Origin of the sequence: Mycobacterium appelbergii, assembly GCF_032883035.1 — a bacterium.
Lineage (GTDB): Bacteria > Actinomycetota > Actinomycetes > Mycobacteriales > Mycobacteriaceae > Mycobacterium > Mycobacterium appelbergii.
In genome coordinates, this window is the sequence record NZ_JAMQTH010000009.1 from 294,642 (window position 1) to 305,844 (window position 11,203).

The 11,203-nt window shown below is 66.2% G+C and carries 13 protein-coding genes; 3 read left to right on the forward strand and 10 right to left on the reverse strand.

Annotated features, from left to right (window positions below; all coding sequences use genetic code 11):
- Positions 1-124 precede the first annotated feature (124 nt).
- Genes M1247_RS22235 through M1247_RS22255 form a run of 5 tightly spaced genes read right to left on the reverse strand, consistent with a single transcriptional unit; the run spans position 125 to position 4,597 of the window.
- The gene (locus M1247_RS22235) at positions 125-952 is read right to left on the reverse strand and encodes a helix-turn-helix domain-containing protein (protein WP_317158535.1); all 828 of its coding nucleotides are present in this window, start codon (positions 950-952) and stop codon (positions 125-127) included.
- Between the two features lie 11 nt (positions 953-963).
- Entirely contained in the window at positions 964-2,013 is a 1,050-nt protein-coding gene (locus M1247_RS22240; protein ID WP_317158536.1) for an NAD/NADP octopine/nopaline dehydrogenase family protein, read from the reverse strand.
- Positions 2,014-2,041: 28 nt separating this feature from the next.
- Positions 2,042-2,830, reverse strand: coding sequence for an amino acid ABC transporter ATP-binding protein (locus M1247_RS22245; protein WP_317158537.1), 789 nt, complete (start codon positions 2,828-2,830; stop codon positions 2,042-2,044).
- The gene (locus tag M1247_RS22250) at positions 2,820-3,671 is read right to left on the reverse strand and encodes an amino acid ABC transporter permease (protein ID WP_317158538.1); all 852 of its coding nucleotides are present in this window, start codon (positions 3,669-3,671) and stop codon (positions 2,820-2,822) included. Before M1247_RS22250 ends, M1247_RS22245 begins: the two co-directional genes overlap by 11 nt.
- A gap of 38 nt (positions 3,672-3,709) precedes the next feature.
- Positions 3,710-4,597: an ABC transporter substrate-binding protein gene (locus M1247_RS22255; protein ID WP_317158539.1), complete on the reverse strand. Its 888-nt coding sequence runs from the start codon at positions 4,595-4,597 to the stop codon at positions 3,710-3,712.
- 199 nt (positions 4,598-4,796) lie between these two features.
- On the opposite strand from M1247_RS22255, the gene M1247_RS22260 reads away from it, so the two are divergent.
- Complete coding sequence (locus M1247_RS22260) at positions 4,797-5,960, forward strand: NAD(P)/FAD-dependent oxidoreductase (protein WP_317158540.1); 1,164 nt, start codon at positions 4,797-4,799, stop codon at positions 5,958-5,960.
- Positions 5,957-6,889 carry an NAD(P)-dependent oxidoreductase gene (locus M1247_RS22265; protein ID WP_317158541.1) on the forward strand — a complete coding sequence of 311 codons (933 nt, stop codon included), beginning with the start codon at positions 5,957-5,959 and terminating at the stop codon, positions 6,887-6,889. Before M1247_RS22260 ends, M1247_RS22265 begins: the two co-directional genes overlap by 4 nt.
- A 5-nt stretch (positions 6,890-6,894) precedes the next feature.
- Here M1247_RS22265 and M1247_RS22270 read toward each other — a convergent pair whose 3' ends face one another.
- From M1247_RS22270 to M1247_RS22285, 4 genes are all read right to left on the reverse strand, one after another.
- Complete coding sequence (locus M1247_RS22270; protein ID WP_317158542.1) at positions 6,895-7,995, reverse strand: ABC transporter ATP-binding protein; 1,101 nt, start codon at positions 7,993-7,995, stop codon at positions 6,895-6,897.
- A 178-nt stretch (positions 7,996-8,173) separates the two neighbouring features.
- Positions 8,174-8,560: a 50S ribosomal protein L7/L12 gene (rplL, locus tag M1247_RS22275; RefSeq protein WP_073859745.1), complete on the reverse strand. Its 387-nt coding sequence runs from the start codon at positions 8,558-8,560 to the stop codon at positions 8,174-8,176.
- Positions 8,561-8,603: 43 nt separating this feature from the next.
- Positions 8,604-9,131 (reverse strand): 50S ribosomal protein L10, encoded by a 528-nt coding sequence (gene rplJ / locus M1247_RS22280; protein WP_317158543.1) that lies wholly within the window; start codon positions 9,129-9,131, stop codon positions 8,604-8,606.
- 279 nt (positions 9,132-9,410) lie between these two features.
- Complete coding sequence (locus tag M1247_RS22285) at positions 9,411-9,851, reverse strand: anthrone oxygenase family protein (protein ID WP_317158544.1); 441 nt, start codon at positions 9,849-9,851, stop codon at positions 9,411-9,413.
- Between the two features lie 74 nt (positions 9,852-9,925).
- On the opposite strand from M1247_RS22285, the gene M1247_RS22290 reads away from it, so the two are divergent.
- Entirely contained in the window at positions 9,926-10,360 is a 435-nt protein-coding gene (locus M1247_RS22290; RefSeq protein ID WP_317158545.1) for a winged helix-turn-helix transcriptional regulator, read from the forward strand.
- On the opposite strand, the gene M1247_RS22295 is transcribed toward M1247_RS22290, so the two are convergent.
- Entirely contained in the window at positions 10,261-11,166 is a 906-nt protein-coding gene (locus M1247_RS22295) for an ROK family protein (protein WP_317158546.1), read from the reverse strand. The two genes, M1247_RS22290 and M1247_RS22295, sit on opposite strands and share 100 nt — an antisense overlap.
- Positions 11,167-11,203 lie beyond the last annotated feature (37 nt).

An 11,203-nucleotide genomic window follows, 5' to 3' on the forward strand; every position in this document is an offset into this window, starting at 1 on the left:
CCGTTCACACATGCTGCCCAACAGATTGGTCGGTTTGGGCCCGTCCGTCAAGGGCTTACACGGTGTTTGGCGTGGGAATTTCTGCTTTGCCCAGATGGCTCGCCCGGGGGGTGTGAACCCGCCGTCAGTTCGCGAAGCCGTACGTGGCCGGACTCGACATCGACCGCCAGCCGGTCCGCATCGGCGGGGTCACGATGGCCGGGGAACCGAACATGGACGTGATCTCGTGCGACAGACCGATCAGGGCGGCTATGCCGTTCTCGTTGTGGTGGCTGGGCAGGAACTCGCCGACGCGGGCCGCGCTCACCGCTCCGATCGGGTACCGGTACTCGTCGAGGATGACCGCCGCCCAGCACGTCACCCTCGGTGCCTGGCGGGGAGCGAACCCGGGACGGTCCTTCATGATCGTGGAAACACCGACCTTGCGGGTCCGGCGGATGTGGGCCATCACCGAGACGAGATCCAACTCGGGCGAGGACTGCCGCTCCTGCTCGATGAGCCGGAACATCTGTGTATCCGGCAGCGCGCCGAGAATCACCCGCCCGGTCGCCGACTCCGCGAACGGCACGATGCCGCCCAGTTCGGGCAGCACCGTGTGTTCATGGTCGCCTTGGATCCGCATGTCGCACAGCATCGTGGCGCCACGGAAGAAGGAAAATCCCATCGTGCAGTCGGTCGTGCGCCTGAAAGTCAGGAGCCGGTCGAACAGGTCATGGGCGAGTTCGTCGGCAGGAGCGATCTGGCCCAGCAGCGACTTCCACCGCCAGCCCCGCCGGTATGACGCGTCCGGGTTCTGCGCCACCCAACCGTCATGTCGCAAGGCCGTGAGCAGACGGTGCACCGTGCTCTTCGGCAGACCGGTCTGCGCGACGATCTCGCTGATCCGTCTGGGCTCACCCAGTTGTTCGAGGACCACCAGCCCTTTACCGAGAACCGCGATGTCGTCACTCAATACGACCTCCCTTACGCGTCCGGGCCCAAGTCTGCCGCGACTTGCGCCCGCGGGCACGGGGATGACCGGGCAAGTCGCGTGAACTCGGCGGCCACCGCGGTCGCGCGCACGTTCAGATCCCGGCCCGACAGCACGCTTCCGATCGTCACCAGCGCGTCCATGATGGGCGTGTCCACGCCGATGAGGTCGCCGAGCGCTGCCATCGGAGCGAGGTTGCCCGCGATCTCATGGGTGAGGTAGCGATGCTGAAAACTGTGCGGGATCACCTGCGTCTGATAAGCGCGGAAGGTATTGACCCGCTCCCGGACGTCGGAGCCGGAGATTCCCTCGTTCGCGTAGTAGGTGTCCAGCATGTCGACGAAAGTGGGTAATTCCCGGCCGAGCTGCCGTCCGAGTGCGACCCGTTCGGCATCGAGAGCCACCACGACCTCGCTGACCGAATTGCCGAAGGTGTCGATGAAGAACCTCGAGTCGGCGCCGCGTTCGATTTCGGTCGCGGCGAGCACCATCGGCACGGGATGCACGATGGCGTTGAGGCTGGCCAGGCCCACCGACACGATGTCGACGATCTTGGCCGTGGGGATCACCTCGGCTGCCAACGCGACAGTGTCGGCATGCGGTTGTGCGAGAAAGCCGCTGAGCAGCCCGAGTTTCTCGGAGTTGAGGAGGACGGGATCCTGCAGCTTTCCACCCCAGATGAAGGCGCTGGTCACCAGCACCGTGGCGGGGTCGACTCCCCTGCGTTCGGCCATCTCCACGGCCTCGACGACGCCCGCGGTTCCGCCGCCGACGACCACCAGCAGGTCCACCGGCCCGGCTTCGAGCACCCGGCCGACACCGGCCTGCAGGTCCTCGCCCTCGGCCGCGACCATGCCGACGCGGCGATCGCCGCTGAATTCGGCAACCTCCGTGAGGTGCGCGGTTCGCTGCCGCCCGTCGATGTCGACCTCGACAGCGGCCGGGTCCCGGCCTGCGATGGCGACCCGGAAGCCCCGGGTGGCCAGGACCAGGCCGGCGAAGTAGGAGTTGAGCTCGTCGGAAACGATGTAGACGTCGGTCATGAATGACCTTTCTCGGCACTGTTGCCGGTCAGTGAGTGCGGGAGAAAAAGGCCTGTGCGCGTTCCGTCTCGGGTTCGGTCATCACCTGTTCGGGGGTGCCGCGCTCGAGGATTCGGCCGTTGTCCATGTAGACGAGGGTGTCGGCGATCCGGCGGGCGAAACGCATCTCATGCGTGACGATCATCATCGTGGTGCCGCCCGCGGCAAGGTCGCGGATGACGTCGAAGACCTCGTCGACGAGTTCGGGGTCGAGCGCACTCGTCGGCTCGTCGAACAGCATGATCTCGGGATTCATGGCCAGTGCCCGGGCGATCGCGACACGCTGCTGCTGACCGCCTGACAACTGCCCCGGGTAGCTTCCTTCCTTCCCGGCCAGCCCGACGCGCGCCAACAACGCCGCGGCGTGTTCGGAGAGCTGCTTTCCCTGCCGGCCGAGGACGAACCTGGGCCCCGATTCGACGTTCTGCAGCGCGGTCATGTGCGGGAAGAGGTTGAACGACTGGAACACCATGCCGAAGTACCGGCGCTGCCGCAGGATCTCGGCGGTGGTCCGCCGCACGAGTCCGCGGTCGGTGCGTTCGGCGCCCAGCAGTTCGCCGTTGAACTCGATCTCGCCTGCGTCGACGGGCTCCAGCAGGTTGAGGCAGCGGATCAGGGTGCTCTTCCCCGAGCCCGATGACCCGACCAGCACGGCCACCTCGCCGAGGGTCAGATCGATGTCGACGCCGTCAAGCGCGGTGAATTCGCCGAACTTCTTGACGAGGGAGCGTGCCGACAGGATCGTCGTGCCGGTCCCGTCGGTTGACTCAGCGGGCATCGTCGAACCCCTTCCCGAATCGTCGCTCGAGCTGACGCTGTCCGAGCAGCGCGAGGCTCGTGAGCGCCAGATACCAGAGCACGGCAACGGTCAGCAGCGGGATGGTGCGGAAGTTCACCGAGTAGATCTGCTGCACGGTGGTGAGCAGCTCGACGTAACCGATGACCGATACCAGTGAGGTGTTCTTGAACATCGTGATCAGCTCGTTGGCGAGTGGCGGGATGATGACCCGGATCGCCTGCGGCATGATCACCCGGCGCAGCGTGCTCAGCTGTCCCATCCCGAGTGCGCTCGCCGCCTCCCACTGCCCCTTCGAAACCGCCAGCAGGCCACCGCGGAAGATCTCGGCGGAAAAGCCGCCCAGGAAGAACGCCAGGCCGATCACCGCGGCACTCCAGCGCGACATCACGTCGTTCATCGGGATGCTGAACCACGGCTCCAGGAACGGCAGACCGATGTTGACCTCAGGCAGCAGCGCACCGATGAAAAACACGAACAACAACATGACCAGCGTCGGGACGGCACGCACGATCCAGATGTAGATACCGCCGAAGGCCCGCAGGACACGGTTGTTGCTGATCCGACATGCCGCCACGATGACGCCGAACACCAGACCAAGGAGACTCGACACGATCGTGAGCTGAATCGTGTTGGCCAGGCCCGCCAGCACGCGCGGGTTGAAGAGGTACTCGACGACCGTGCCCCATTGCCAACGCGGATTGAAGACGACGAACCTGACCGCGGCGATCGCCACCAGGACGGCCAGCAGATACCAGAGGAAATGGAACGGTCGGCGTCTCTCGTGAATCGTCAGCGGGACCGTCGCCTTCGTCGTCGTCATGGCGACCTCTCTGTGGCGCTCTCTGTCGCGGTTGACGGTCAACCCGCGAGCTCCGGGCCCTTGTTGATCGGGAAGTCGGTGATCAGGTCGCCCTCGGGGATCTGGTACTTGTCGGCGAGTTCCTTGTACCGGCCGTTTTCCAGCAGGTGCTTCAGCGCCGCGGAGTACGCGTCTGCCAGCGCCGGCGGTTCGGTGGGAAAGCCGATGCCGTTGGGGTTCGTGTATTCGGTGTAGGCCACCTTGTACTTGTCCGGGAATTGCGCGGCGTTGTAGGTGGCAGCCGGTGAGTCGATCATGGCGAGCTCGTCTTCGCCGCTGTCCACAGACAGCAGGGCAGCGTTCGAATCGGGATAGGCAGCGAGATTCAACTGCGGCGCGTTGGCCGCCGCGCAACTCTGCACCTGCTGCCGCATCTCGGTTTCGGCTCCGGAACCCTTGAGCACCGCGATGCGGCGGCCGCAGAGGTCGTCGCGTGATGTGACGTCGACAGTGGCATCCGCGGCCGCGACCCAGGAAACGCCTGCCCGCAGGAAATCGACGAACCGCACACTGGCCTGCCGGTCCTTGATGTCGGCAAGAGAAGCGAGCGCGTCGTAGCGCCCCGATTCCAGGCCGGGGACCAGCGAATCGAATGAGCCCTGTTCGATATTGACATCCAGGCCAAGCACGTCACTGGCGAGCCGGAACTGCTCGATCGAGAAGCCGGTCACCTCGCCGGCGTCGTCCATGTATTTCAGCGGAGCGATGTCGACGTTGACCCCCAGGTTGAGGGTGCCCTTCGAGGCGATGTCCTGGGGTAGGAGCGCCGCAAGGTCGTCGACCTTCTCCGCGGAGGGCTCCGACTCACTGCCGCCACCCGAGGAGCATCCGGCCAGCGCGAGGGCCACCACCGCAGCCGCGGCAAAACTCATTCGTGATCGACGCATGCATCTTTCCTTTCGAGTGGCCCGGATCGCGCAGTCGAACTGTGAGATCAGCGGCAGTCTGCGGTCGAGTGTTACCGCACCCACCACCGGCCTCAAGGGCGTTCCGTGAGACGGAACCGGCTACACCTACGTCGCACACGCGGGGTCTCATGGTGGGGTCGAGTCCGTGATTTCAGAGCAGAAGTGAGAGTCGCCAACCATGCGGAGCAGCACCCGGAGCAAACACATCGTCGTACTCGGCGACGGGATCCTCGGGGCCTCGGTCGCCCACGCCGCCGCACTACGTGGCGCGCGGGTGACCGTGATCGGATCGGGCCCCGATAACGGCGCGACGTGGCGGTCGTTCGGCTGGCTGGGTGCCGCGCAGGAGGTGCCGGACAGTTATCACCGGCTGCGGCTGCTCAGTTTGGCCCGTTACCGAGAGTTCGCCGCGAGCCCGCCATATGACAGCGTGGTGCGGTTCTCCGGTTCGCTCGCGTGGGAAACCGACGGCGGCACGGTGCAACTCATTCAAGGTGCTGACGAGATCGAAGGGATCTCCGAGACGTTTCATCGGCTCCGCGCCAAGGGCCACAGCGTCGAATCCATCGACCGCTCGCGCGCACTGGGACTCGAGCCGGCGCTGGCGACGGATGCGCTTCCGCGCGACGGAATTCTCTTCGCGCGGGACGAAGGCTGGGTGGATCTGCCCGCCTACACCGGACTCCTGCTCGCCGAGGTGATGGGTCATGGCGGTGCCCTCGTCATGGACGCCGGTGCGCGAGTCACCGAATCGGGTGGCCGTGCGCGGGCGGTCCTGTCCGACGGCACGACGGTCGGCGGCGACGAACTCGTCGTCGCCGCCGGTTCCGAGACCACCGCCCTGCTTGCGGCGGCCGGGATCGCCGTGCCGCAGCGCAGCACGAAGGCTGCGTTGTTGTTCACTGCCCCCAGTTCGTTGCAGCTGCGGATGCTGGTGCGCACCCCGGTCGGCAGCCTTCGCCCCCGACCCGGCGGCGGGGCCGTGGTCCACACCTCGGTGATCGAACAGGCCTTGCGGCCCGATCCGAGCGGTGGATTCCTGGTGGACGACGACTCTGTCAACGCTTCGCTCACCGATTTGACCCGGCTCTTCGCGGGCGGCGCGCCGCTGCGGCTCGACCGCGTGGCGACCGGACTCCGACCGATACCCGGTGACGGCTGGTCAGCTGTCGGGCAACTGCAGGACCTGCCCGGCTGTTGGGTCGCCTTCAGCCACAGCGGCGCAACGCTGGGACCTGTATTCGGCGACCTGCTCAGCGAGGAACTGCTCGAGCCTGGTTACCGTTCACCGCTGCTCGACGCCTACCGACCTGAGCGGTTCACCGTCGGGGCCGACGCATGACAGCCGTCCCGCTGAGGGTCAGCATCATGCCCGACGCCGTCTCGGCGTATGAACAAGCGGTGACCGGCGGTGGCGGCGTGCTCGTCGGCACCGGGGACGAGCCCGAGGTACTGATCTGGTCCCGCCACGGTGCCCCCGATGTGCTGGCCTCGACCGTCACCGAACTTCAGTCGATCCGGTGGGTGCAGCTCCCTGCGGCCGGCGTCGAAGACTTCTTCCGGTCGGGCGCCGTCAAGTCCCGTGAGGATGTGGTGTGGACTTCGGCGAAGGGTGCCTACGCCGAACCCGTCGCCGAACACGCCCACGCCCTGGTACTCGCGCTACTTCGGCAACTTCCCGAGCGACTGCGTGCGAAGACGTGGGGTCAGCAGGCCGGAACGTCGCTGCATCGCAAGCGCGTACTGATCGTCGGGGGCGGCGGCATCGGTAAGGAACTGGCCCGGTTGCTGACGGTGTACTCGACGGCGACGACAGTGATTCGTCGACGTCCACTGCCGATTCCCCACGTGCAACGTGTGCTGACGATGGAGCACCTGCATCGGGAACTGCCCGATGCTGAGGTGGTCGTGCTGGCGGCGGCTCTCACCCCGGAGACCTACGGCATGTTCAGTGAAGTCGAGTTCGCGCTGATGAATCCGCGTGCGGTACTGGTCAACGTGGCGCGCGGCGGACTCGTTGTGACCGACCATCTCGTCGACGCACTGGAGTCGGGACGTATCGCGGGCGCCGCGGTCGATGTCACCGATCCGGAGCCGCTACCGAACGGCCATCCGCTCTGGTCACTTGATAACGCGATTGTCACCCCGCACACCGCGGACACCATCGAGATGATCGTGCCGCTGCTCGCCAAGCGGATCGAGGAGAACCTGATCCGATTCGCGACCGGGCAGCAACTCGTCGGCACGATCAACCGTGCCGAGGGTTACTGAGTCGTTCAGGCCTGTCGCGGAACTTCGATCGCGCCGGTCGGGGCGTCGTCCTCGGCCGTGCGCTGGTGGCGCGCGGTCGGCTCGTCGTAGTTCGCTTGGGCCGTCGGGTTCAGACCAGCCGGATGACCGTTGGCGTCGAGCTCATCCATGATCGCAGCCTGCGCCGACGGCGGCAGGGTGTGCAGGATCTCGCGGACGCGCGCCTGGCGGCGGGCGACCGCTTTGCGCTCCGGCATACCCGGGGTCGCCTGCAGCTGCGGCGGCACACCCTCGATTTCCTCCACGCCACCATCGTGCTGGCCGGCGTCGACGAGTGCCTGCTCGGCGGCGGCGGTCGCTTCGTCCTTTTCCTCGGACATGCCGATCGGGCCGATGCGGCGGCCGTTGAGGAACTGCTTGACCACCGGCTCGTCGCTGGTCAGCAGCACCTCGCGGGGGCCGAACGTGACCAGCTTCTTGCGGAACAGCATGCCCATGTTGTCGGGCACGGTGCGGGCGATGTTGATGTTGTGCGTCACGATGAGCACGGTCGCGTCGATCTGCGCGTTGATGTCGATCAGCAACTGGGACAGGTAAGCGGTACGGACGGGATCCAGGCCGGAGTCCGGCTCGTCGCAGAGGATGATCTGCGGGTCGAGCACCAAGGCGCGGGCCAGGCCCGCGCGCTTGCGCATACCGCCGGAGATCTCGCCGGGGAACTTGTGGCCGTCGTTGGGCATACCGACCAGGGCCAGCTTCTCCATGACGATCTCGCGGATCTGGCTTTCACTCTTCTTGGTGTGCTCACGCAGCGGGAAGGCGGTGTTGTCGTAGATGTTCATCGAGCCGAACAGCGCGCCGTCCTGGAACAGCACGCCGAACAGGGTGCGGATCTCATACAGCTCTTTGGCCGAACATTCGAGGATGTCGGTGCCGTCGATGAGGATCGAGCCGCGTTCCGGGCGAAGCAGGCCGATCAGCGACTTCAGGAACACCGACTTACCGGTACCCGACGGGCCGAGCAGCACGCTCACCTCGCCGGCGGGGACCGTCAATGTGACGTCTTCCCAAATCTTCGACGATCCAAACGACTTGCTCAGTCCGGTCACATCGATTTGGACGCCCATGAGAGATCCTTCCGCCTACTGCTCGCCGCGCCACCTGCTACGGCCTGTGGCTTGAGTCACCTTAGCGCACCGGGAATCGCGACATCACCGTTGGACCCGGGTAATTCGCGCGCGAATGTCAGAACAGCAAAGATCCCCCGGCTCCGTTGAGAGCCGGGGGATCTTGTGGCAGTGCGAACTACTTGACGGTGACCGAAGCGCCGGCAGCTTCGAGCTTGCCCTTGGCGTCCTCGGCGGCTTCCTTGCTGACCTTCTCGAGCAGCGGCTTGGGAGCCGAGTCGACCAGATCCTTGGCTTCCTTCAGGCCCAGGCCGGAGACGATCTCGCGGACGACCTTGATGACGCCGATCTTCTTCTCGCCGGCACCTTCGAGGATGACGTCGAACTCCGACTGCTCCTCGGCGGCCTCGGCGGCAGCCGGGGCGGCACCGGCGGCCGCGACGGCGACCGGAGCGGCGGCGGTGACATCGAAGGTCTCTTCGAACTGCTTCACGAACTCAGAGAGCTCCAGCAGGGTCATTTCCTTGAACGCGTCGAGCAGTTCTTCGGTGGACAGCTTGGCCATGGTGATGGTCCTTCCTTCTTCTTACGAACTTCGTGGGGTGGGATTAAGCAGCTTCTTCTGCAGACTTCTTCTCCTGCAGCGCGGCGGCGAGCCGGGCGACCTGAGATGCGGGAGCTGCGAACAGCGCCGCGGCCTGGCTGGTCTTGCCCTTCATGGCGCCTGCCAGCTTGGCCAGCAGCACCTCGCGCGACTCCAGGTCGGCGATCTTCTCGACCTCGGCGACCGACAGTGGACGGCCGTCCATGTAGCCGCCCTTGATGACGAGCGATTTGTTGTCCTTGGCGAACTTCTTGATCGCCTTGGCGGCGTCGACGGCCTCGCCGTTGACGAATGCGATCGCGGTCGGGCCGGTGAACAACTCATCGAGACCCTCGACACCGGCTTCTGCCGCTGCCCGCTTGACCAGAGTGTTCTTGGCGACGCGGTAGGTGGCGGAGTCACCGAGCGCACGGCGCAGCTCGGCGATGTTGGTCACCGTCAGGCCGCGGTACTCGGTGACGACAGCCGCCGTCGACGCCTGGAACCTCTCGACAATGTCGGCAACCGCTGCGGCCTTGTCATCCGTGGCCATGCATGCCTCCTTGTGGTGGGTATGGGCGTTCCGCCTCGACCGCCACCGGGCGTGATTGCATGGCCTGGAAATGACGAACGCCCCGACGCAGACAGGTCGGGGCGCACATAACAGATAGCCTCGTCCTCCTGCGTGGGCCGCCCGGACATGTCCGGGACCTTCAACCGATTGCTCGGTGACCGACGGTCTTCGGTGGAACCCGACCAGAGTAGCCGATCCCCCACCGATCAGCCAAAACGCCCGCGACCAGCTTTGCCGTTCTGCACCTGTGACACCGCGTCAGAGTGTGCCGGCAACCACCAGCAACACAAACGCCGCAGCCAACAACGCCACCCGCACCCAGTGCAGCCGGTCCCAGCGTCGGGCCAACTCATGCAACTGATCGGGGTCCTCGTCGCCGCCGATTCCCGCGGCGACCCGGTTGTTGATCGGTACCAGCGTGGTCACGGACAACAACATGACCAGGCCCATCAGCACCACCGCCGTGATGAGCAACGGCCCCGGGCTCCACGTGGCGGCGGCGATCAGCAGCGCCACCGCGCCGATGTACCAGAACGGCATCGCCGTTCCGAGAATCCCTGCGCCGGTGCCGCGGGCCTGCCAGTAGGCAGCGTCGGGCAGTCGCCGCAGGATCGGGTTGGTGAAGGCGGCAACGCCGAACTCGACGCCGAGAAGCGGGCCGGTGACGATCACCGCAAGAATCTGCACGATTTCTTCCATGCCATCCAGGCTGGTCAGTATGCTGACGAAAAACAAGGTACTGACAAATTAGTCAGCACGGTGGAGGGGTGAGCATGGCGGTTTCCAAGAAAGAGGTCGGCGACTGCCCGATCGACGCGACGCTGTCGGTCATCGACGGACGCTGGAAGGGCACCATCCTGTGGCGGTTGGCCGACGGACCGATGCGCACGGCCGAGCTGCGGCGCAGCATCCCCGACATCACCGAGCGCATGCTCATCCGCCATCTCCACGATCTGGTGGACGCCGGCATCATCGACCGCCACGACGCGGGCACCGTGCCGCCGCGCGTGCACTACTCGATCTCCGACTACGGCATGACGCTGGCGCCGGTATTGCAGGCCCTGTGCGAATGGGGCCGCACCCACATGGAGCGCAGGCCCCCCAAGCGTCAGCCCCGCACGAGGGCCGCCGCACCGACCAGGCCGGCTTCCCCGCCGAGTTCGGCCGGAACCACCCGCAGCGTGCGCAGAAAGTCCAGTCCCGCGTAGGACTGCAGCGCCGAGCGCAGCGGGTCAAACAGCAGCGCACCGGACTTCGCCACCCCACCGCCGATCACCACCAGGTCCAGGTCACACACCGCGCCCACCGAGGCGATCATCGCCGCGACCGCGGTCGCGCCCCGTTGGAATGCTTTGAGCGCCACCGGATCACCGCCGATCGCGGAGTCGGCCAGTTCCTTGGCGTCGGCGTCGGCGGGAGCGTCCCAGCCCTGCTCGCGCGCCCATTGCGCCAGGTGCGGACCGGACGCGATCGTCTCCACGCAGCCGTGGCCGCCACACGTGCACAACCCGCCGTCGAAGGGTGCGACGACGACGTGGCCGACATGGCCGGCGTTGCCGGTGCGCCCGTCATAGGGTGCACCGTCGAGCACCAGTCCCCCGCCCACGCCGGTGGACACCACCATGCCGAGCAGGAACTGCGCATCACGGCCGGCACCGCGCCAGCGCTCCCCCAGCGCCATGCACAGTCCATCACCGCCGAGCCGGACCGGAAGCCCGGTGACAGCCCGAACGCGTTCCACGATCGGAAACCGGTGCCACTGGACGATATTGATGGGGCTGACCGTTCCGCTCGGCAGATCTATCGGCCCGGCCGAGGCGATGCCGACTCCATCGGTAGCGCCACTGGCCACCCGCAACGTCTCGGTGAGCAACCGCTCCACCACCGCCCACACCGATTCGGCGTCACCGTCAGGGGTCGGGAGCTTGGCCTGGTGCACGAGGGCGCCGTCGGGGTCCACGAGGCCCGCGGCGATCTTGGTGCCGCCGATGTCGAGGGCAACGGTGAGTGCCATCAGTACCATCTCTTCTTCGCGTAAGCGCTCATCAGTG